Origin of the sequence: Lutibacter sp. Hel_I_33_5, from assembly GCF_007827455.1 — a bacterium.
Taxonomy (GTDB): domain Bacteria; phylum Bacteroidota; class Bacteroidia; order Flavobacteriales; family Flavobacteriaceae; genus Polaribacter.
The window spans coordinates 1,634,469-1,656,793 of record NZ_VISM01000001.1 but is presented as its reverse complement, the minus strand read 5'-3'; the positions used below and the strand labels follow the sequence as shown (position 1 = coordinate 1,656,793).

The 22,325-nt window shown below is 25.8% G+C and carries 21 protein-coding genes; all 21 read left to right on the top strand.

Annotated elements, in window-relative coordinates:
* Positions 1–2 precede the first annotated feature (2 nt).
* The gene (locus tag OD91_RS07280) at positions 3–1,682 is read left to right on the top strand and encodes a hypothetical protein (RefSeq protein WP_144895728.1); all 1,680 of its coding nucleotides are present in this window, start codon (positions 3–5) and stop codon (positions 1,680–1,682) included.
* A 22-nt stretch (positions 1,683–1,704) separates the two neighbouring features.
* Positions 1,705–2,742 (top strand): hypothetical protein, encoded by a 1,038-nt coding sequence (locus OD91_RS07275; protein WP_144895727.1) that lies wholly within the window; start codon positions 1,705–1,707, stop codon positions 2,740–2,742.
* 2 nt (positions 2,743–2,744) lie between these two features.
* Entirely contained in the window at positions 2,745–3,758 is a 1,014-nt protein-coding gene (gene rfbB, locus OD91_RS07270; protein ID WP_144895726.1) for a dTDP-glucose 4,6-dehydratase, read from the top strand.
* The gene (gene rfbA, locus OD91_RS07265; RefSeq protein WP_144895725.1) at positions 3,755–4,609 is read left to right on the top strand and encodes a glucose-1-phosphate thymidylyltransferase RfbA; all 855 of its coding nucleotides are present in this window, start codon (positions 3,755–3,757) and stop codon (positions 4,607–4,609) included. The genes rfbB and rfbA overlap by 4 nt, the downstream gene beginning before the upstream one ends.
* A gap of 6 nt (positions 4,610–4,615) precedes the next feature.
* On the top strand, positions 4,616–5,185 hold the full coding sequence (gene rfbC / locus OD91_RS07260; RefSeq protein ID WP_144895724.1) for a dTDP-4-dehydrorhamnose 3,5-epimerase: 570 nt from the start codon (positions 4,616–4,618) through the stop codon (positions 5,183–5,185).
* Positions 5,166–6,197, top strand: coding sequence for a UDP-N-acetylglucosamine 4,6-dehydratase (inverting) (gene pseB, locus OD91_RS07255; protein ID WP_144895723.1), 1,032 nt, complete (start codon positions 5,166–5,168; stop codon positions 6,195–6,197). The genes rfbC and pseB overlap by 20 nt, the downstream gene beginning before the upstream one ends.
* Positions 6,197–7,336, top strand: a complete 1,140-nt coding sequence (pseC, locus tag OD91_RS07250; protein ID WP_144895722.1) for a UDP-4-amino-4,6-dideoxy-N-acetyl-beta-L-altrosamine transaminase — start codon at positions 6,197–6,199, stop codon at positions 7,334–7,336. Before pseB ends, pseC begins: the two co-directional genes overlap by 1 nt.
* 11 nt (positions 7,337–7,347) lie before the next feature.
* Positions 7,348–8,226, top strand: a complete 879-nt coding sequence (locus OD91_RS07245) for an aldo/keto reductase (protein WP_144895721.1) — start codon at positions 7,348–7,350, stop codon at positions 8,224–8,226.
* Positions 8,223–8,981 (top strand): cytidylyltransferase domain-containing protein, encoded by a 759-nt coding sequence (locus OD91_RS07240; RefSeq protein WP_144895720.1) that lies wholly within the window; start codon positions 8,223–8,225, stop codon positions 8,979–8,981. The genes OD91_RS07245 and OD91_RS07240 overlap by 4 nt, the downstream gene beginning before the upstream one ends.
* Positions 8,974–9,648 carry a class I SAM-dependent methyltransferase gene (locus OD91_RS07235; RefSeq protein ID WP_144895719.1) on the top strand — a complete coding sequence of 225 codons (675 nt, stop codon included), beginning with the start codon at positions 8,974–8,976 and terminating at the stop codon, positions 9,646–9,648. The genes OD91_RS07240 and OD91_RS07235 overlap by 8 nt, the downstream gene beginning before the upstream one ends.
* 7 nt (positions 9,649–9,655) lie before the next feature.
* Complete coding sequence (locus tag OD91_RS07230) at positions 9,656–10,963, top strand: aminotransferase class III-fold pyridoxal phosphate-dependent enzyme (protein ID WP_144895718.1); 1,308 nt, start codon at positions 9,656–9,658, stop codon at positions 10,961–10,963.
* Between the two features lie 2 nt (positions 10,964–10,965).
* Positions 10,966–11,988, top strand: coding sequence for a GNAT family N-acetyltransferase (locus OD91_RS07225; protein WP_144895717.1), 1,023 nt, complete (start codon positions 10,966–10,968; stop codon positions 11,986–11,988).
* Positions 11,975–12,994: a pseudaminic acid synthase gene (pseI, locus tag OD91_RS07220; protein WP_144895716.1), complete on the top strand. Its 1,020-nt coding sequence runs from the start codon at positions 11,975–11,977 to the stop codon at positions 12,992–12,994. The genes OD91_RS07225 and pseI overlap by 14 nt, the downstream gene beginning before the upstream one ends.
* A 2-nt stretch (positions 12,995–12,996) precedes the next feature.
* Positions 12,997–14,325: a hypothetical protein gene (locus OD91_RS07215; protein ID WP_144895715.1), complete on the top strand. Its 1,329-nt coding sequence runs from the start codon at positions 12,997–12,999 to the stop codon at positions 14,323–14,325.
* A 2-nt stretch (positions 14,326–14,327) separates the two neighbouring features.
* Positions 14,328–15,647 carry an O-antigen polymerase gene (locus OD91_RS07210; protein ID WP_144895714.1) on the top strand — a complete coding sequence of 440 codons (1,320 nt, stop codon included), beginning with the start codon at positions 14,328–14,330 and terminating at the stop codon, positions 15,645–15,647.
* A gap of 4 nt (positions 15,648–15,651) precedes the next feature.
* Positions 15,652–16,392: a hypothetical protein gene (locus OD91_RS07205; RefSeq protein ID WP_144895713.1), complete on the top strand. Its 741-nt coding sequence runs from the start codon at positions 15,652–15,654 to the stop codon at positions 16,390–16,392.
* A 101-nt stretch (positions 16,393–16,493) separates the two neighbouring features.
* Entirely contained in the window at positions 16,494–17,450 is a 957-nt protein-coding gene (locus OD91_RS07200; RefSeq protein WP_144895712.1) for a hypothetical protein, read from the top strand.
* Positions 17,451–17,689: 239 nt separating this feature from the next.
* Positions 17,690–18,691 carry an O-antigen ligase family protein gene (locus tag OD91_RS07195; protein WP_186434419.1) on the top strand — a complete coding sequence of 334 codons (1,002 nt, stop codon included), beginning with the start codon at positions 17,690–17,692 and terminating at the stop codon, positions 18,689–18,691.
* Positions 18,692–18,703: 12 nt separating this feature from the next.
* Positions 18,704–19,951 carry a hypothetical protein gene (locus tag OD91_RS07190; RefSeq protein WP_186434418.1) on the top strand — a complete coding sequence of 416 codons (1,248 nt, stop codon included), beginning with the start codon at positions 18,704–18,706 and terminating at the stop codon, positions 19,949–19,951.
* Positions 19,952–20,554: 603 nt separating this feature from the next.
* Positions 20,555–21,208 (top strand): hypothetical protein, encoded by a 654-nt coding sequence (locus tag OD91_RS13585; RefSeq protein ID WP_222428672.1) that lies wholly within the window; start codon positions 20,555–20,557, stop codon positions 21,206–21,208.
* On the top strand, positions 21,208–22,323 hold the full coding sequence (locus OD91_RS07180; RefSeq protein ID WP_144895708.1) for a glycosyltransferase: 1,116 nt from the start codon (positions 21,208–21,210) through the stop codon (positions 22,321–22,323). The genes OD91_RS13585 and OD91_RS07180 overlap by 1 nt, the downstream gene beginning before the upstream one ends.
* Positions 22,324–22,325: the final 2 nt, after the last annotated feature.

The window sequence follows — 22,325 nt, the reverse complement described above, 5'->3', positions numbered from 1 at the left end:
ATATGGCAAACACTAAGCAAAAAGAAAGAACTAGGGCACAAGAATCTACCAATGCAATTGAGCGTTTGTATATTACTATGCGCCATTTGTTTACGCGTGGGTTTTATAAACCTATGGGAATTTCTGGTGAAACACTTAGGAAATCTTTATTGCTTTTACGTCCAGAAATTTATGGTTCAATCGCAGAAGAACGAGTTGAGTTAAATGGCTTGGTTTATGTAATTGAACGTTTACCAGAAGGAATTGAAGAGTGTCAGTTTATTAATCTTACTACGGATGAAGGATATTCTGATTCACATTTTAAGCCTATTATTCCACCAAAAAGAAGAAGAAACTGTTATCGAATAGATAAAGATCAAATGAATATCGAAATTACCAGAGGTAGATCTGAGATTTATGATATTCTAACACATCTAACGTTTCTTTTTATTGAATCTCATAAAATTAAAGATAAAGTAATTTTAAACTACGGAAAGTCTTTCACTAGAGAATGGAAGAATTTAGAATCTATCGTTTTAAATAATAAAAAATTATCTAACGATGAGCGTGAAATTACGATTGTTCATCTTAGTAATATTTTAGGGAGAACGTATGAAGAGGTTGTAGATATTCATGCTACTTTCTCTACGGATGAAAATCCAGATAGATTTTTTCAGTTAATTTATTGGTTAGGAAAACTTGCAATAAATGAATCATCAAACAATAAAAAAAGATTAGTAACTTTTAGTTCTGTTTTAGTTGATGAAATCGGACATCATATTTATGGTGAAATTTGGGCAAATAACATTAAAAAAACACTTTTAGATCATCAACTTTTAGAAAGACCAATTCATATTATTAGCGCAAATATGCATAGTGTATTAAATTCAATTTATGCACAAAATGCCTTGCCAACCGAAGCTAAAACACACTTAGATTTTGCTTTATATGAATTATTAAGCGATAATGATAGTAAACCTTTACAGAAAAAAGTAAAGAATTATGCTTCTAAAAATGGGTTGATTTACATTAGAGATGAGTCGGGTACAAATATAAATGTACAAATTATTGATTCAAGTAAAATAAAATGGGATAATACTCCGTTTAAGAAAGAACATTCAAAAGGAAAAGACCCAGTAATAATTGTTATGGATTATGCTTTTGGTGAACAAGCTTATGAAACAATGGATGAATTATTAAAGCCTTACGAAAATAACGGAAAGAAAATTCATTTAGATGTTGCATCAGTTTCTATAATGGGTAAAGCAGGTATTTTAGAAGGAGGGAAAGGAGATATTATGATTCCTACTGCACATATTTTTGAAGGAACAGCAGATAATTATCCATTTAAAAACGAATTGAAAAAAGAGGATTTACAAGATTTTGGAGTTGGTGTTTTTGATGGTACAATGGTTTCTGTTTTAGGAACTTCGTTACAGAATAAAGACGTTCTAAAGTTTTTTCATGATTCTACTTGGAATGTAATTGGTTTGGAAATGGAGGGAGCACATTATCAAAAAGCGATTCAGTCAGCATCAAAAATTAGAGGAAACATTTCTGAAAATGTAAAAGTGCGTTATGCATATTATGCTTCTGATAATCCGTTGGAAACTGGTGCAACATTAGCTTCAGGAGGGCTAGGTATGACTGGTGTGATACCAACTTATGCAATAACACAAAAAATATTAGAACAAATTTTTTAAAAAAGATACAACCAAAATAACTATGTCAACACAACCAAACAAAACCGAAGAAGAAGTAGAATTAGGTTCTTTATTTATTATTATTGGAAAAGGGTTTTCAAAATTTTTCAATTTTATTGGAAGCATTTTTAAAGGGATATTTCATTTTTTCATTCAAATACTTTTATTTTTTAAAGAACACATAATAAAATTTGTAATAGCAATTACTTTAGGAGCTATAGTTGGTTTTATTATAAGTAAAGACGATGTAGAAAAATTTGAATCTAAATTAATAGTTCAGCCAAACTTTAATAGTGTAAAACAATTATATAGCAATATAGAATATTATAACCAATTGATACTTCATAAAGATTCTATTACTTTAAGTAATAAATTTAATTTACCTTTTAATAAAGTTGCTTCTTTAAAAGGATTTTCTGTAAAACCAATTATTAATTCTAAAGATGTAATTGAAGCTTATGATGAAATAGTACAACAGATAGATACATTTTCTATTAAAAAATACACTTTTTTAGATTTTACAAAATCTTTTACAAAATTTGATTACAAGTTATTTGAAGTCATTGTTAAATCTACGAATAGTCAAATTTTCACAAAATTAACTGATGTAATAATTAATGATGTTTCAGAAAATGAATTTTTAAAACTTTTAAAAAATGCCTCAGAAAAAAATTATAAACGAATCGACTCAATATTCTTAAGTAATTTAGCTAGAGTAAATAATTTAAGTGAAGCATATCAAAAAGCATTAATAGATGATGCTAAAATTATTTCTCAAGGAAATTCTTTATCAACTGCAAGTAGAGATGGAAAGATTAGAGAAATAGAATTGTTTAATGTTAGTAAAAGATTTGTAGATTTTTTAACAGAAAATAATGAAGAGTTTGCAAACAACTCTAAAATAATAAATGTAGTCTCTAATTTTCAATCTGTAGGAAAAATATCAGGCGGTATTTTTAGTAACGCAATTTTAAAGTACGGTTTTGTTGCATTTATATTAATGTTTGTTTTTTTACTTCTAAAAAAATTGAATAAGTATTTAAATGAATATAAAAAATAGGAATGAAAACTATTCTTATAACAGGAGGAGCAGGATTTATTGGTTCAAATTTTATTCCTTATTTTCTAGAAGAAAATAAAGGAGTTCAAATTGTTAATTTAGATCTACTAACCTATGCTGGAGATCTTACTAATCTTATTGAAGTTTTAAATAATGAAAGATACAATTTTGTTAAAGGAGATATTTGTAATAGAGAATTGGTTACAGACTTATTTAAAAAATATGATTTTAATGGAGTAATTCATTTTGCAGCAGAATCACATGTTGATAATTCAATTAAAAGTCCAGATTTATTTATTAAAACAAATGTATTTGGAACTTTTAACCTAATAGACGTCGCAAAAAATTATTGGATGGATGCTCCTAATCAATATAAAACAGAATATAAAAATTGTAGATTTCATCATATTTCTACAGATGAAGTTTATGGTTCATTGGGTAAACAAGGTTTATTCACAGAAAAAACATCATATGCACCTAATAGTCCATATAGTGCCTCAAAAGCTTCTTCAGATTTTTTAGTAAGAAGTTATTATCACACCTATGGAATGAATGTTGTTACCACTAATTGTTCAAATAATTATGGGCCAAAACAGCATAATGAAAAATTAATCCCAACTATAATAAAAAAAGCTATTAAAGGCGAGTGTATTCCAATTTACGGAGATGGAAAAAATATTAGAGATTGGTTGTATGTTTTAGATCATTGTAAAGGTATAGAATTGGTTTATAGAAAAGGAAAATCTGGTAATACTTATAATATTGGTGGTAAAAATGAACGAAATAATTTATATATAGCAAATACTATTTGTGAAATATTAGATAAAGTTTATCCTCAAAAAGTTTCTTATAAAAATCAAATTAACTTTGTTTCTGACCGACCTGGACATGATTTTAGATACGCAATTGATGCTGCTAAAATTGAAAATGAATTAGGATGGAATGCCGTAGAAAATTTTGAAACTGGAATTTTAAAAACGATTCAATGGTATTTAAAAAAATATAAAAAACCATGAAAGGAATTGTTTTAGCTGGAGGTACTGGGACTAGGTTATATCCAATAACATTGGCAGTGAGTAAACAATTAATGCCTGTTTATAATAAGCCTATGATTTATTACCCTATTTCTACTTTAATATCGGCTGGGATTAATGAAATTTTAATTATTTCTACCTCAGAAGATTTACCATTATTTAAAAGGTTATTAGGAAATGGGGATCAAATTGGTTGTAAATTTGAGTATATAGTTCAAGAAAACCCTAAAGGATTAGCTGAAGCTTTTATTATTGGAGAAGCTTTTATCGGAAAAGACAAAGTTGCCTTAATTTTGGGAGACAATATTTTTTATGGTACTGGTTTGTCAGATTTGTTAAAAGCAAATAACGATCCAGAAGGCGGAATTGTATACGCCTATCATGTTAATGATCCTGAAAGATATGGAGTGATTGAATTTGATGAAAAAGGAAAAGCAATGTCAATAGAAGAAAAACCAATAATACCGAAATCGAATTATGCCGTGCCTGGAATTTATTTTTATGATAATTCTGTAATTGATATAGCTAAAAATATCTTACCAAGTAATAGAGGTGAATTAGAAATTACAGATATAAATAAAGTATACTTAGAACAAGAAAGATTATCTGTTAGAATATTAGATAGAGGAACTGCTTGGTTAGACACTGGTACATTTAAATCTTTAATGCAAGCAAGTCAGTTTGTTGAAGTTATTGAAGAAAGACAGGGATTAAAAGTTGGTTCAGTCGAAGAAGCTGCTTATAGGTCAGGGTTTATTTCAAAATTGGAATTGCAAAAAATAGCTAAAAAACTTTTAAAGAGCGGATATGGTAATCAACTATTGAATATGTAGATTAAAATGAAAGTAAAAGAAACATATTTAAATAGTTGTTTTGTAATTGAACCGAAATTATTTTTTGATACAAGAGGATATTTTTATGAGAGTTTTAATAAATTGAATTTTGAAGAGTTGTTAGGAATAAATGTTAAATTTGTTCAAGATAATGAAGCATTTTCTAATAAAGGGGTTCTTAGAGGATTACATTTTCAAACAGGGAAATATGCTCAAGCAAAATTAGTAAGAGTAATTAAAGGTAAAGTTTTAGATGTAGTGGTGGATTTAAGAAAAAACTCTAAAACCTTTGCAAAAACATTTTCATGTATTTTATCTGAAGAAAATAAAAAGCAACTTTTTATACCAAAGGGATTTGCTCATGGCTATTTAGTTCTAGAAGATAATACAATTTTTTCTTATAAATGTGACTGTTATTATAACAAAGATTTTGAGAGTGGTATTAGATACAATGATAAACAACTAAATATTAATTGGATATTAAAAGAAGAAGAAATAATTATATCAAATAAAGATAAAAAATTATTAAATTTTGATGAATATATAAAAATAGAAGATGCTAAACTTAAACAATAAATCAGTTTTAATTACTGGAGGTACTGGTTCATTTGGAAAAATGTTCACTCGATTAATTTTAAAAAATCATCCAACAATTAAAAAGTTGGTGATTTTATCACGAGATGAACAAAAGCATTTTCAAATGGCACAAGAGTTTTCAGAATCAGAATATCCTCAAATACGCTATTTTATTGGTGATGTTAGAGATCCTAAAAGGTTAGAAATTGCTTTTGAAGATATAGATATTGTAATTCATGCTGCAGCAATGAAACATGTTCATTTAGCTGAATATAATCCAATGGAGTGTGTAAAGACAAATATTAATGGAGCTGAAAATGTAATTACTGCGGCATTAAAATGTGGTGTTAATAATGTTGTTGCATTATCAACAGATAAAGCAGCCGCGCCAATAAATCTATACGGAGCTACTAAATTAGCTTCCGATAAGCTATTTATTGCAGCTAATAATATTAAAGGCAAAAGAGATATTAAATTTTCTGTAGTTAGATACGGTAATGTTATGGGTTCTAATGGATCAGTAATGCCTTTTTTCCTTAATAAAAGAAAAAAAGGAGATCCTTTTTTACCAATTACAGACCCTGATATGACACGTTTCAACATATCTTTAGAAGATGGATGTGAAATGGTTTTTTATGCTATCGAAAAAGCTTGGGGAGGTGAAGTTTTTGTTCCAAAAATACCTTCCTATAAAGTTATAGATGTAGCTACAGCTATTGCTCCAGAATTAGAACAAAAAGTAATTGGAATTAGACCAGGAGAAAAACTTCATGAAGAAATGATTACTTCTTCTGATTCTTATAATACTGTAGATTTGGGAAGGTATTATGCTATTTTACCACAAAAATCACCATATACAACTTATACTAAAGAAGATTATAAAGAAGCTTTTAATGCTAAAGATGTTACAGAAGGATTTTCGTATGATTCTGGAACAAATTCTGATTGGGAATCCATTGAGAATTTAAGAGAATTAGTAAAGAAACATGTAGATTCTAAATTTACTATCTAATGAAAATACCCTATGGAAGACAGCACATTGATCAAAAAGATATTGATACAGTATTAGAGACTTTACAAGCAGATTTTTTAACTCAAGGCCCAAAAGTTAAAGAGTTTGAAGAAAAATTTGCATCTTATATAGGAACAGAATATGCAGTTGCAGTTAATAATGCAACAGCAGGATTACATTTGTCTGTTTTAGCTCTCGGTTTAAAAAAAGGAGAGCGAGTTATAACTACACCAATAACTTTTGCGGCATCTGCTAACTGTGTTCGTTATGCTGGAGGAGAAGTTTGGTTTGCAGATGTAGATCCTAACACATATTTACTTTCTATTAATAGTGTAAAAAAATTAATTGAGAGTAAACCTAAAGGCTTTTTTAAAGGAATTATTCCTGTAGATTTTGCAGGATTGCCTGTAAATTTAGAAAATTTCAGAGAACTTGCAAAAAAACATGATTTATGGATAATTGAAGATGCGTGCCATGCTCCAGGGGGTTATTTCGTTGATTCAAAAGATAGAAAACAGCAATGTGGAAATGGTAAATATGCAGATGTTGGAATTTTTTCATTTCACCCTGTAAAGCATATTGCTTGTGGTGAAGGTGGAATGATTACTACAAATTCAAAGGATATATATAATAAATTATCTCTTTTAAGAACTCATGGTATTTCTAGAGAGAATATGAGTGAAAATCATGGAGGATGGTTTTATGAAATGCAAGAATTAGGTTTTAATTATAGATTAACTGATTTTCAATCAGCACTCGGAATAACACAACTAGCAAAGAATGATGATGGAGTTCATAGAAGAAATGAGATCGCAAATAAATATAAAAAAGAATTTAAAAATAGAATAAAGTATCAAAGTTTACCAGAGCGTAGTTTTAATGCGCATCATTTATTTGTTATTGAAGTAGAAGAGAGAAAAGGTTTATATGATTTTTTAAGAGCTCATAGTATTTTTGCTCAAATACATTACATACCAGTTCATAAACTACCTTATTATCAAAGTATTGGTTATGGAGATGCAAGCTTGGAAAATGCTGAAAATTATTATTCGAAATGTATTAGTTTACCTATGTTTCCTACATTAACAGTTACTGAGCAAAATTTTGTTATTGAAAAAGTTTTAGAATTTGTTAATTAAATTTTTATCTTTTGATTGAAAATAAATTAATACTAGGTACAGTCCAATTTGGTTTAAATTATGGAATCAATAACCAAGGAGGCAAACCGTCAAGCAAAAGGGTAAAAGAAATATTAGATACTGCATTTGAGAATAAAATCAAAATATTAGACACCGCAGAAGCCTATGGTGATTCGCAAAAAGTAATTGGAGAATATCATCGAAAATCTAAGAATGCATTTCAAATAATTACTAAATTTAGTGCTTCCGTTAAATTTTTACCTTCTAATATTAGAGAAAGAGTTTTAAAAAACTTAGAAATATTACAAATCGATAGTCTTTATTGTTATATGTTTCACTCTTTTTCTGATTTTAAAACTTATTTTGCAAAATATAGAAAAGAATTATTGGTTTTAAAAAAAGAAAAAATAATCAGAAAAATAGGAGTGTCTATTTATTCTAACAATGAATTAGAAGAAGTGCTTAAATTTAATGAAGTTGAAGTAATTCAATTACCATTTAACTTATTAGATAATAAATCAAAGAGAGGTGAGATAATCTCTAAAGCAAAAAAAAAGGAAATTGAAATACATACTAGATCTGTTTTTTTACAAGGTTTATTTTTTAAAAAAACTGATGAATTTCATGGGAATTTAATACGACTAAAATCTTCAATTATAAAACTTAAAAACCTTTGTTGTAAGGGATATGAGATGAATGATTTAGCATTAAATTATGTTTATCAACAAAAGAATATCAATAACGTTTTAATTGGTGTAGATACAGTTCAGCAATTACAGCAAAATTTATATTCAATTAACAAATCAATTTCAAAAAAACAGATTGAAACGATAGACAATATTAATTTTAATGAAACTGAATTACTAAATCCGTCAAACTGGAAGCTATGAAGATTTTTATTGTTACACAAGCAAGAACAGGTTCTACAAGATTGCCAAATAAAGTGTTAAAAGTCATAAAAGGTAAATCTTTGTTAGAAATTCATTTAGAAAGAATAAAAAAAAGTTTATTAGCAACAAAGATTATTGTTGCAACAACAATTAATAGTGAAGACGATTTAATCGAAAAAGAAGCAAAACGATTAGGTTTTCCTTTTTCTAGAGGTTCTGAAAATGATGTTTTAGATCGATTTTATTTTGCTGTAAAAGATGATAAACCAGACTATATAGTTCGTGTAACTTCTGATTGTCCCTTACTTGACCCTAAATTAATTGATTCTGTTATTCAATCTGCTATAGATAAAAAAGTAGATTATTGTTCTAATGTTCTTTTGAATACGTTTCCTGACGGTCAGGATATTGAAGTATTAACTTTTTTTGCTTTAGAAAAAGCTTGGAAAAATGCTAAATTAATTTCTGAAAGAGAGCATGTAACGCCTTATATTAGAAATAATTCTTCTTTTTTCAATAAAGAAATTTTTAGAGCATTTAATTATCAATCAAAAGAATTAAAGTATAAAGATATTAGGATGACAGTTGATGAAACTTCAGATTTTGAAGTAATAAAATTGTTAATTGAATCTTTAGGTGCTGATAGAGGCTGGAGAGACTATGCAGAATCTTATCTAAAAAATTCACAAATATCAATTTTGAATAAAAATATTTTAAGAAATGAAGGCTACCAAAAATCATTAAAAAATGACTAAACAAGGAAAAGAATATATTAAGAAAGATGCAGATAAGTGGTATGAAAGAAATTGTAGCTTAAATCACAATTGTTTTACCAGTTATTTTGTGGATATTATGCCAAGAAATTATTTAATAAATTCCTCAATCGCTGAATTTGGTGTTGGGCGAGGTAATAATATACGTTTTCTAAGCAATTATGCTAAACAAATTGATGGCTATGATGGTTCAAAAAAGTCTATATTAAATCTTAAGAATTTAAAAAAGAGTATTGAAAATATTGATGGTAAACATGTAGACCTGGGTGATCAATTTGAATCATTGAGAAAATATGATGTGATTATATTTGGATTTTTTACTTATATGTTATCTAATGAGGAATTTAATATATTACTTAATAATACAAAACAAAAATTAAAAAAAGGAGGATATATTTTTATATATGATTTTTTAACAAGAAAGATGATAGAAAATGAAGATTTTCATAATAAAAAATTTAAAGTATATAAAAGAAATTTAGATTTTTATATTCAAAAATTGAATGAATTTAATCTTCAAGATTTTAGGTTATGGGATAATAGAAAATTAAAAAATTATTTGTTCCAAGATAAAATTTCTTTAATAGACTCTTCAATTGAAAATAATGATTACAATTGGACATTTTCAGGTTTATTTAAATTAAAATAATGGTTTAATGAACAAAGGTCAAAATTTATATAAAAAAGCAAAGAAAATTATTCCAGGCGGAACCATGTTGTTGTCTAAAAGACCAGAAATGTTTTTGCCAGAAAAATGGCCATCTTATTATTCTAAAGCTCAAGAATGTTATGTGTGGGATTTAGACGGAAATAAGTATACTGATGTTTCAATTATGGGTATTGGAACAAATATTTTAGGTTATGGGAATAAAGAAATTGATGAAGTTGTTTCTAATGTTGTTAAAACTGGTAACATGTCTACATTCAATTGCCCTGAAGAAGTATACCTTGCAGAAAAGTTAATTGAAATAAATCCGTGGGCAGATATGGTTAGGTTTGCTAGGTCTGGTGGAGAAGCGAATGCTATTGCTATAAGAATAGCTAGAGCAGCAAGTGGAAAAGATAAGGTTGCTATATGTGGGTATCATGGATGGCATGATTGGTATTTATCTACTAATTTGGGGAATGATGAAGGACTGGATCAGCACTTACTTCCAGGGCTAAACCCAGTAGGAGTTCCAAATCATTTAAAAGGAAGCACATTACCTTTTTTATACAACGATTATGAAGAGTTAGAAAACTTAGTAAAAAACCATGATATCGGTGTTATTAAGATGGAAGTTCAAAGAAATCAATCACCAAAAGAAGGGTATTTACAGAAAGTTAGAAAGTTAGCTGATGATAACAATATCGTTTTAATCTTTGATGAATGTACTTCTGGCTTTAGAGAGACATATGGACCCATTTTTAAAAAATATGGTGTAGAACCAGATATGACAGTATTCGGTAAAACGATAGCTAATGGATATGCATTAACAGCAGTAGTAGGTAAAAGAGCAGTGATGGAAGCTGCACAAAATACTTTTATCAGTTCAACTTTTTGGACTGAAAGGATTGGTCCCTCGGCTGCTTTAAAAACGTTAGAAGTTTTTGAAAGAGAAAAACCATGGGAATATATAACTGAACTAGGAGGTTATATTACAAAAAAATGGAAAGAAATAGCTGATAATACAAATTTAAAGATTAATACTTTTGGTATCCCGGCACTTACAGGATTTTCTTTTGCCTCCGAAGATGCATTGAAATATAAAACTTTTATAACCCAAGAGTTATTAAAAAAAGGATATTTAGCATCAACTGTATTATATAGTTGTACAGCTCATACAATACCAATAATTGATTTATATTTAGAAGAATTACACACAGTATTTCTAACTATTGAAAAGTGTGAGAATGAAAATTTAAGGATTGATGATTTGTTGGAAAGTCCAGTGTGTCATGGAGGTTTTAAACGATTAAATTAATTATGACTTTTCCAATCGAATATTTATGTTTATCTAAAAGTTCTTTTTTTATTGAAGATTATTCTATTGTTCCAATAAGATATGAAGATAGATTAGATATTATGAATTGGAGGAATGAACAAGTTTATCATTTAAGGCAAGACAAGAAATTAACACAAGTTGACCAAGAGAATTACTTTTTAAAAACAATTAAACCGCTATTTAGTGAAGAAAAACCAAATCAATTACTTTTTTCTTATTTAAAAGGAGAAACCTGTATTGGATATGGTGGTTTAGTACATCTAAATTGGGTTGATAGGAATGCGGAAATTTCATTTATAATGAATACATCATTAGAAAAAACAGCGTTTCAATTTCATTGGAAAACTTTCTTAAATCGTATAGAGGAAGTCGCTTTTAATATTCTTAATTTTCATAAAATATTTACTTATGCTTTTGATCTTAGACCCCGTTTATATGATTCATTAGAACAATGTGATTATAAAAAAGAAGCGATTTTAAAAGAACATTGTTTATTTGAAAATAATTATATAGATGTCATTATACATTCAAAGACAAATAGGTATTTAAGTTTAAGAAAAATTGAGAAGAATGATGTTATTTATTTGTACAATTTAGCGAATGAAAGCCAAGCACGTGAAAACTCTTTTCAATCAAAAAAAATTACTTTAGAGAAGCATAAAATATGGTTTCAAAATAAACTACTTGATGAGAAATCTAATTATTATATTTGTCAGATTAATAAAGAAGATGCAGGATTGATCAGATTCGACATTGGTAGTGAAGATAATGCTGTAATAGGAATTAATATTGACGCTAATTTTAGAGGAAGTAAAGTTTCCTCAAAATTTTTGAAAATTGCTTGTAATATGTTTTTGAAAGAAAATTCTAATCCAATATTTGCTTATATAAAAAAGTCAAATATTGCATCCAGTAAATCATTTGAAAGAGCAGGTTTTATTTTTAACAAAGAAGTAAAAATTAATGAAGAATTAGCTAATTTGTATAGATATGAATCAAAATAGTGTCTTTATAATAGCAGAATTATCTGCGAATCATGGTGGTGATATCGAAATTGCAAAAGAGACAATTAGGGCTGCAAAGCGTGCTGGTGCCGATGCGATTAAACTACAAACTTATACAGCAGATACTATAACATTAGATGTCAAGTCTGATATATTTAAAATAAATCAAGGAACTGCATGGGATGGACAGTATTTTTATGATTTATATAAAGAAGCTTCTTTACCATGGGAGTGGCATAAAGAATTATTTGATATAGCTAAAGAAGAAGGTTTAGTTTGTTTTTCATCTCCATTTGATTTTACAGCGGTAGATTTTTTAGAAGAGTTAGAAACTCCAATTTATAAAATTGCTTCTTTTGAAATTACAGATATACCTCTTATTGAGTATGTAGCTTCAAAACAAAAGCCAATAATTATTTCAACAGGAATTGCTACTATTGAAGATATTGAATTAGCTATAAATACTTGTAAAAAGGTTGGGAATAATGATATAACTATTTTGAAATGTACATCTGCATATCCAGCAGATCCAAAAGATGCAAATTTAATCACTATACCAGATATCATAGAAAAGTTTAAGGTAAAATCTGGTTTATCTGACCATACCATGGGTGTTGAAGCTCCTATGGTTGCAGTTGCATTAGGAGCAAAAGTTATAGAAAAACATTTTATCTTAAACAAAAATATTGGTGGTCCAGATGCTCATTTTTCATTAGATGAAAAAGAATTTACGCAAATGGTTGATGCGGTACGATTAACCGAAAGGTTAATTGGAAAAGTAGATTATGAAATGACAGATAAGAAGATGTCTAGTAGGATATTTTCTAGATCATTATTTGTTTGTGAAGATATAAAAGTAGGAGATACTATAACAACAATAAATGTTAAATCAAAAAGACCAAATGCAGGATTACATCCAAAATATCTACATCAAATTATAGGAAAAAAAGCGATAAGAGACTTAGAGAAAGGAGAAGCTTTTAATTTAAAAATGATTAAAAATTAAATATGACAATAGTTTTTATTGAAAATAGATATAAAACTTTTTTATATGAACCTATAGCACTTGAATTAAAAAAGCTGGGTTATAAAATTCATTGGTTAATTCAAAACAAAGAGTTTTCTCCAAAATCTAATGAATTTGAAAATCATGTATTACCATTCCCTGAAAAAGGCTCAGTTGAAAAAAATGATCCTTTAATTGAAGAGATTATAAAAATAGATAGACAACAAAATCATTTCAATAAAAAAGAAAAATCTTATTTTTATTTTTATGATAAAAAAATTGAACAAATTTTAAATGAGATTAAACCAAATTTTATTTTTGGCGAGGCTACAGTTTTCCATGAATTATTAACAATAAAATACTGTCAAGAAAAGCAAATTTTATTTTTAAATCCTTCATCATGTCGTTATCCAGTTGGAAGATTTTCTTTTTACTTAAATGATACATTAATCCCTTATTTAGGCAGTAACGAAATATTAGAAGATAAAGAAGCAGAAAAAATTGTTAACTCAATTATTCAAAGAAGTATAATTCCAAATTACATGAACCCGTTAAAGGTTAACAAAATAGGAATTGTATATGATAAGTATTTAAAAGTTAAATCTTATGTAAGAGGAGAAAGATATAATACTCCTAATCCAATTGTAAAATTTTTAAAAGAGAAAAAAAGAAAAACTAAAATCACTAACTGGAATTCTAAATCAGTTACTAAAATTAATGAAAAAGATAAAAAGTTTAAGGTTTTGTACCCTTTACAAATGCAGCCAGAATCTAGTATTGATGTGTATGGAAAAGATTTTATAGATCAAACGAATTTAATAAAAGAAATATATAAAAGTTTACCAGAGAATTGTGAACTATTTATAAAACCCAACCCAAAATCTAATTTAGAATTAACCCAAGAATTATTAGATTTTGTAGAAAGTGAAAATAATGTCATTCATTTACATCATTTAAGTAAAATGGAAGATGTTTTATCAAAAGTAGACTTAGTTGTTACAGTTACTGGAACGGTTGCAATAGAGTGTATATTAAGTAATGTTCCAATTATTACTCTTGTTGAATCCATAAACGATTATTGTCAGAATTGTAAATATATTTCTTCAATATCTGAAATTCCTAAAGTAATAAAAACTATTTTGAATGAAACTTTCCCTATAATTGATATGAATAAAAAAGTGAATTTTATTAATGAATTAAATAAAACGAGCTTTAAAGGAATTGTTTCAGACCCTTTTTCAGATCCTAATTGTATAAATGAGAGTAATATAGAAGATTTATTAATTGCTTTTAAAATAATATTAGATTCAAGAAATAATAATCCAATATAAAAATGAATAATATAGCTTTTATTAAAAATAATAATTTGGTTAAAGCTACATTATATGGATTGTTATTTTGGTTAATATTGTTTTTTTTAGTTCCTTTTAATATAAAGCAACCTTTAGGAATTTTTCCATCATTATTTTTAATTTTAAATTATTTATCTTTTTTAATTGGATTAAAAATAATAACAACTACAAAAAAAGAAAACTTAAACAACTATACTGATTCAATTAACTCTAAAGTTTTAAAGAGTTTTTTTTATGTTATTGTTGTTATAGCTTTATTTGGTTTTTTATTAAAAATAATTGATAAGTTTTATATAAGGGGCGCTTCGTTTTTATATACTATATCTTATAACAGAATAATATTAGAAAATTCAGGGCCTTCTATTATCAGTATAATTTCTGCTTTGACAACACCTTTTAGTTTTCTACCTTTATTTCTTTATTATAAGTTACCCAAAAAAAACTTGTTATGGTTTTTTACTAGTATTTTGCTTTTTTTTTCTCCTACTATTGATTTTTTAATGATGGGATCTCGTTCAGGTATTTTTGTTATTATAATTTTACTAGGGCTTTACCTTTTTTATTATAAAAAATTGAAACTTAATCCAATAAAAGTTATTATAGTAATTTTTGTATTAGCATATTTAGGAATGGCTTCTACCAAACTATTTTTAGAAAGAACAAGAGATTTTGCAAAAACAGATAAAATAGCTATTAATCATATTTTGAAACACTCAGGTTATAATTTTACGATAACACCCAGAAATTCAACTAAAAATAATATAATAAAAACAAAAAATAAAACATCACAAGCGGTAAAATTGGGAGTAATTAATTTTGCTCAATATTATTTACATGGTGTTTACGAATTTGGATATTTATACAGAAATTATAATAAGCAACATTATTTTGGGGCATATACTTTTAATGTTTTTGTTAAGTTTATCAATATAATTTTTAGAACAAATATCGATTTAAAAAAAGTTGAGAATTCACCTCCAAGAACAGGAGTATATACAAGTTTTTTTGGGCCAGTGTTTATTGATTTTGGTTGGTTTACGTTTATTTTTATGTTTTTTTTCGGTGCTATTCAAAAAACAATTTATAATAAATGCTTAGAAGGTAGGTTTCAATTTATACCATTACTTTTTTATTTTTTAATAATTAATTTTTTTATGCCAGTTTTTAATTTTATTAATGGGGCTCAAGGTCTTTATATCATTACAACCTTTATCATTTTTTCAATAATATATAAAGTTTTAACTGGAAAATTAATATTAAAAAAAGAAGGTGATAATAAGAAGTATGTAAAAATATTATAAAAAAATGAAAAAAATATCTACACTTTTAATATGCTTATTACCAAGTAAAATAGCTGTTTTATTTCTAAAACTTATTGGACATAAAGTGAGTTTGGGTGCTAATATTGGTTTTTCTTTTATTTATGTTGATGAAATTATTTTAGATAAAGATTCTAGAATAGGGCATTTTAATTTTATTAAAACTAAATCTATTCATTTAAAAAAAAACTCTATCATAGGTTTGCTAAATTTATTTAAAGGCCCTTTTAAAATTTTTTTAGATGAAAAAAGTATCATTAATAAAAATAATAAATTCACTTCAGGATACTTTCCAATTACATATGGAGAACAATTATTAAAATTAGGGAAAGGGACTGGAATTACAAATTCTAATTTTTTTGATTTAACGAATAGTATAATTTTTGGGGAACACTGTCAAGTTGCTGGATCATCATCACAATTTTGGACTCATGGTTATATACATGCAGACAAAGGCATAGAAAGAATTAGAATTGATGGTGAAATAGTTTTAGGGAATAATGTTTACATTGGTTCAAGGTGTTTATTTAATCCTGGAGTTACTGTTGCAGATTCTATAAATATTGGTGGTAATTCAGTTATTTCTAAAGATTTAAAAGAACCAGGAATGTATGTAAATCAAGCTTTAAGATATTTAAAAATCAATATTGATAATGCTAAACAAAATTTTAAAAGAATAACAACAGAAGGTTTAATCGAGGAAATCTACAGTAAAAATAAGATGTAATGAAAAACCATATATTTTTAATTATTTTTTCGATTGTTTTTTTTTCTTGCAATAGTAAAGAACAACTTAAAAAAAAGTCAAAAAAAATTGAACCAACTTTATTGACAAAAAAAACATATACTGAAAACCAACTTTCATTACATAAAAAATATAAAATTGGAGATGTAAGACGATATGGTATTTTTCCAGATAGTGCTAACTTATACAGGCATCCATTAACTAATAATCCTAAAATCACAGACGTTTTAGATATAGCAGAAAATGAAGGAGTAGAGCTTTTTTTTCCTAAAGGACACTATAATTTACCACTTATATTAGATTCTAGAGAAAATATTAAAATAAATTCAGATAGTGCTGAATTCGATATTATACATATTACCATAAACCCAAAAACTAAAAAGCAACCCAAAAATATTGAAATTAAAGGGACTATAATTTCATTTGATCAATTAGGAATATCTGGGGCTAATAATGTCAAAATAGATACAATTATTATTAAATCAGATATAGTAAAAAGTGCACTTAAAATGAGAGCAAGAGGTTGTCATATTTATTATGGTAGTAAATATATTTCAATTAAGTATTTGGAGATATATGATTTTGGATCTGGAGATAAAAGATATAGTAATAATCATGCTGCTTTAACAATTGATGGAATGGGTAACCAACCTAAAAATGTTTTAATAGATAAAGTTTATATAAAATCTACTGATAGACATGGAGTATATATTACAGGAGAAAATCATTTTATTGGAAATATTGTTATAGATAAATTTGGAGTTGGTAGTTCTAATTATATGTTGCCAATGCAAGATGCAGATTTAATTGAGGAAAAATTATTTTCGGCAGTGTGGATTAATAAATGCTACAACTCTATTATTAATAATATCTATATAAATAATATAGATTCTAAAGGTTTTTTTACAGCTAATTTTGATGAAGGAGATTTGAAAAAACCTGTCATAATTCAAAATTTAGAAGTTGAAAATTTTAATAGAACATTACCAATTCGTTTTGTGAAAAACACAGGTGTAAAAGTTGGTTTAATAATTAAATAATGAATATAAAAATCTTTAAAAATAGAGAAAACATATATTCTCTACTTCTTTTTTTAGTAATATTTACGGCAGTAATTGGTTATAAAATTAACGCATTAAGTATAATTTTACTTACTGTTTTTTATCTTTTTGACATAAACTTACTTTTAAAGATAAAAAGGATTAACTCAAAAATTCCTTTCCTATTTTTTATTTATTTTCTTTTTTATCTAGTTGGGTATCTGTATTCCGAAAATAAAGTGACAGCAGTTCATGAAATTGAAGTTAGATTATCTTTTTTAGTTTTGCCTCTTATTATTTTTTCAGAAAAAATATCTAAAGAAAAAATTAATAAAATTTTTATATATTTTAAATATTGGGTATTAAGTTTTGCTGTTTTTTTAATTATACACAAACTCTTTTTTGTTGGTGGACCAGTATCTACAATATCAACCCATTCTTTATTATTTATTACTAATATTCATCAATCTTATTTTTCTTTATTTTATATATTCTGTTTGTTTTTTGTTTTACAACAAATAAAAAATGGAAGTATTCACAAAATTTCAGGTTACTTTCAGCTTTCTTTTTTATTAATATTTATAACACTTCTTGGTGCAAGAGTTACAACTTTTTATGCTTTATTAGTATGCATTGGTTTTTTTACGGTACAAATTTTAAGAAGTAAAAGAAATTCAAAAATAATTTTAATTTCAATCTTAATCTTGTCATCATATTTAATGATTACAAAAACAAGTTTTATAAACAAGTTTTATAGATTAGCAAAAATTGAATGGAATATTGAAAAAAATATTTATAACCATCAAGTTTTCACATTTGATTATGATGATAAGACATCTAATTCTTTAGAATTACGTTTAATAAAATGGTATTGTGCTATTAAAATAGTAAAAGAAAATATATTAGTTGGAGTTGGATCTGGTGATTATCAAATTAAATTAAATGAAAAATATGAAGAAATTGATTTTAAAAAAGGGATGGTTTATAAATATAATACTCATAATCAATTTCTAGAAGAATTTGTAAAATTTGGAATTATTGGCGGAGTATTTTTTTTATTTTTTTTAATGTTTTTATTCTACACTGCATTTATAAAGAAAAATAAATTATTAACCCATTTATTGTTAGTAATGTTTTTATTTTTATTTATTGAAAGTGTATTTACTAGACAACATGGAGTTGTGTTTTTTGTTTTTTTAATTTCAATATTATCAATTTATCATGATAAAAAATCAAAATAATTGAATAATCTTTTGAAAAAAAACATTACATTTTTATTCTCTTTTTTTACCGCTAAAGGAATCGTTTTTTTAGTGCCAATTCTATTAGCCGATATTTTATCGGAAAGAGATTTTGGAGCATTAGAGTATGCGTTAGCAGGTGTAGGAATGTTAATAAATGCAATAATTAATTTAGGAGTTACTGGAGCTTATCCATATTTTATTTTAAGAAAAAAAAATTATGCTATTAAAAATGGTTTTAATCTTCATCCAATTTGGTTATTAATATTTTTAATTTTCAATCAGATTTTATTTTTTGGATTTAACCTATATAGTTTAGAGTTTTTTATGGCTATAAACGTATCTTATATTATTGCAAATCAACAATATTTTTCCACAAAATTAAAAAGTCATGAGAATATTTTTAAAGCTGTATTTTTAGATGCAGGACTCTATTTTTTATTATTTGTATTTGTAATTGGACATTATAGTAAATTAATTTCTCCTTCAATAAATAATATTAGTTTTGGAGTTTTACTTTATGCGATTACATTTGCGATATTTGGATTAATTAAGATTATTAAGACCGAAAAAAATAATATTTTTAATCATTATATTAAAATATTAAAGTTTAGTTTTCATATACTTGTATCTTCATCTTTTTTATTTTTTCTTGCTGTTTGTGGAAGAATATTGACAAAACATTTTTTTGGTTATGAAGCAACTGGAATTTATGGTTTTTATTTTAGATTAGCAGTAATTGTAGTAATGATTCATCAAATTATATCTGTTAGATACTTTAAAGATATCTATACACTAAAACCACAAAAATTAGACACTTATTTCTCTTATTTTTATGTATTTATATTTACTTTATCTATTATTATATATTTTATTTTACCATATATTATGCCCTATGTTTCAGAATATTTTTCAGAAACCTATGAAGAGAATAAAATTATATTTTTTGTTATTTTTTGTAAAATGACAATGTGGATAGGTTCTGCACTAAATTCTAATATTGTAGATAGAGAAGGTTTGGCTAAAATGAATAACTGGTATTTCTTGGGCGTTTTTTTATTCTCCTTTTTGGTTCTTTATTTACTTAAAAATAATATAACTTTATTAAGTTTAACTTTTATTATTTACACAATATTTTTTATTACTAACATTACACAAATTATTACATTAAGAAAAAATAACATTTATTTTAAAAAATCGTTATATGCTATATCGTCTATTTATGTGTTATCAATTTTCATTTTATATTTAATAAAATAATAGATGAAAAAGCCTATTCATTTTCCTTTTCTAATAAGTGTTTTTGGAGGTGTATTTTTGTGGTTTTTAATATTTTTAATTTTTCCAGCAAAAGTTGTATATCCATTTTCAAATGAAGCTTTTGGATTTATTTTTATCTCATATTGCTCCTTAATTTTAGGCTATTTTGTTCCCCTTAAGTTTTTGAACAACAAAGAAGGAAATTCTACCAAATTTAGTAAATCATTTATTTGTATTATAATCTGTATTTCTATAATTAGTTTTATTATAAGATATATTGATTTATTTTGTTATAGAAAAATTAGTTTTTCAAATGGTGTTTGGTTAAATAGGGAGTTGTTGACAAAAACAAAACCTATGATCATTTTTATAATTGCTTCTGTTTTTAAACAATTTTATTTCATCCCGCTAATTCTTATATTAAAAGAAAAAATTAAAGATAATAAGTTAATAATTCTTACATCAATGTTGTTTTTATTCCCTTTTATTGAAGGGTTTATCAGAGGGAGTAGAAATATGTTTTTTATACCTATTATTTTATTGTTTGTAATACTTTTATTTTTTAAAAAAATTAGATTCAAAAAAAAACATATTATTTTTAGTTTGTCAATTACTGTAATACTTTTTACTATTGCTACTTCAATTATTATGAGTAGAGAGGCAGACAAAACAGATTATAATTATTCTACTTTAACAACTAATTCCTATTTGAATGAATTTTTAAAACCTAATCCAGGTGTTTTTAAAAAAATTCATTCAATAGAAAATCAACCAATAAAAAAAAGCTTAGTTTCTGGTTTTCAAATATCTCAATATTATGTACATGGTGTTTTTGAATTTGATAATTTAGTGAAATTCTATAAAAATAAACCACATAAACTTACATTAGGAAAGTATACTTTTTTCACTTTAAATAGATTCACTAATAAGTATGGAATTACTAACACAGATTTAGAAAAAATTCAATTATTACACCCTAGAGGCTATACTTTTATAACTTTTTTTGGAGGATTATTTTTAGACTTTGGTTGGTATGGTGTTATAATTATGTTTCTTTACGGAATGTTTCAAAGATACTCGTACAATCAAATATTAATAAATAAAAATGAGTTTTTACCTCTTTTTATATTCTTACTCTTCGTTAACTTTTTTATGTTAACATTTAATTATCTTAGAGGCTTAGGCATATATATTATTTTGGTTTGTTTTTTATTAATTTTTGTTATTAATTTTAATAAAAAAATAATATTTAAATAGTGAAAGTAGCTATAATACATTATTGGTTTATTACTCGAAGAGGTGGAGAAAAAGTAGTTGAATCTATTTTAAAATTGTTTCCAGATGCAGATGTTTATACATTGTTTTATGATAAAAAACAATATGGAAGTTTTTTAAAAAATCATACAATCTATTCATCTTCATTTGACACCTCTTTTTATAGAAAACATTATCAAAAAATATTTCCTTTATATCCAAAAGCAATAAATTCTTTAAAATTAAAAAAAGAGTATGATTTAATTATTTCTTCAGAATCAGGCCCTGCTAAAGGGATTAAGATTAACAATACAGCAAAGCATATTTGTTATATTCATAGCCCGATGAGGTATTGTTGGGGATATACTGATGAATATTTAAGAACTATTAATCCTATATTAAGACCATTAGCAAAATATTTTTTTAATAAGCTTAAAACATGGGACAAAACAACAATTAACAATGTAGATTTATATATCGCAAATTCAATAAATATTGCGAATAGAGTAGAAAAATTTTACCAAAGAAAAGCTAAAGTTATTTACCCACCAATTGAAGATAAGTTATTTGAAAAAGAGTTGTCTTTGGTTGGAAAAAAAGAATACTATTTAAGCTTTGGAGCTATTACTCCATATAAAAGAATAGACCTTTTAGTAGAAACTTTTAATAGTAATGGTAAAAAATTGATAGTTATTGGGAATGGATCTGAAAAGAAGAAACTTGAAAAAACTGCAAATAAAAACATTAAGTTTGTTGGTAAATTAGAATGGCATGAAATAGAAGGATATATAATTAAATCTAGAGCTTTATTATTTCCAGGTGAAGAAGATTTTGGAATGATTCCTTTAGAAGTAATGTCATTTGGAGTACCTGTAATAGCATATAGAAAAGGTGGTGCTTTAGAAACTGTAATAGAAAACAGAAAAGAAATTAAAAAATCGACAGGAATTTTCTTTGATACCCAGTCTAAAGAATCACTAATAGCAGAAATTGATTTTTTTGAATCAGTTGAAAGTAATTTTGATAAAAATTATATAAAAAGACATGCTGAGAAATTTAAAGAATCAAAATTCTTGATTAATTTTAAGAATTGCGTTGAGAAATTTATAAAAAAATAAGT

Excerpts from the sequence above, each read along its gene's own strand:
- OD91_RS07280 (WP_144895728.1), top strand. The coding sequence starts at position 3 with ATGGCAAACACTAAGCAAAAAGAAAGAACTAGGGCACAAGAATCTACC.
- OD91_RS07275 (WP_144895727.1), top strand. The coding sequence starts at position 1,705 with ATGTCAACACAACCAAACAAAACCGAAGAAGAAGTAGAATTAGGTTCT.
- rfbB (WP_144895726.1), top strand. The coding sequence starts at position 2,745 with ATGAAAACTATTCTTATAACAGGAGGAGCAGGATTTATTGGTTCAAAT.
- rfbA (WP_144895725.1), top strand. The coding sequence starts at position 3,755 with ATGAAAGGAATTGTTTTAGCTGGAGGTACTGGGACTAGGTTATATCCA.
- rfbC (WP_144895724.1), top strand. The coding sequence starts at position 4,616 with ATGAAAGTAAAAGAAACATATTTAAATAGTTGTTTTGTAATTGAACCG.
- pseB (WP_144895723.1), top strand. The coding sequence starts at position 5,166 with ATGCTAAACTTAAACAATAAATCAGTTTTAATTACTGGAGGTACTGGT.
- pseC (WP_144895722.1), top strand. The coding sequence starts at position 6,197 with ATGAAAATACCCTATGGAAGACAGCACATTGATCAAAAAGATATTGAT.
- OD91_RS07240 (WP_144895720.1), top strand. The coding sequence starts at position 8,223 with ATGAAGATTTTTATTGTTACACAAGCAAGAACAGGTTCTACAAGATTG.
- OD91_RS07235 (WP_144895719.1), top strand. The coding sequence starts at position 8,974 with ATGACTAAACAAGGAAAAGAATATATTAAGAAAGATGCAGATAAGTGG.
- OD91_RS07230 (WP_144895718.1), top strand. The coding sequence starts at position 9,656 with ATGAACAAAGGTCAAAATTTATATAAAAAAGCAAAGAAAATTATTCCA.
- OD91_RS07225 (WP_144895717.1), top strand. The coding sequence starts at position 10,966 with ATGACTTTTCCAATCGAATATTTATGTTTATCTAAAAGTTCTTTTTTT.
- pseI (WP_144895716.1), top strand. The coding sequence starts at position 11,975 with ATGAATCAAAATAGTGTCTTTATAATAGCAGAATTATCTGCGAATCAT.
- OD91_RS07215 (WP_144895715.1), top strand. The coding sequence starts at position 12,997 with ATGACAATAGTTTTTATTGAAAATAGATATAAAACTTTTTTATATGAA.
- OD91_RS07210 (WP_144895714.1), top strand. The coding sequence starts at position 14,328 with ATGAATAATATAGCTTTTATTAAAAATAATAATTTGGTTAAAGCTACA.
- OD91_RS07205 (WP_144895713.1), top strand. The coding sequence starts at position 15,652 with ATGAAAAAAATATCTACACTTTTAATATGCTTATTACCAAGTAAAATA.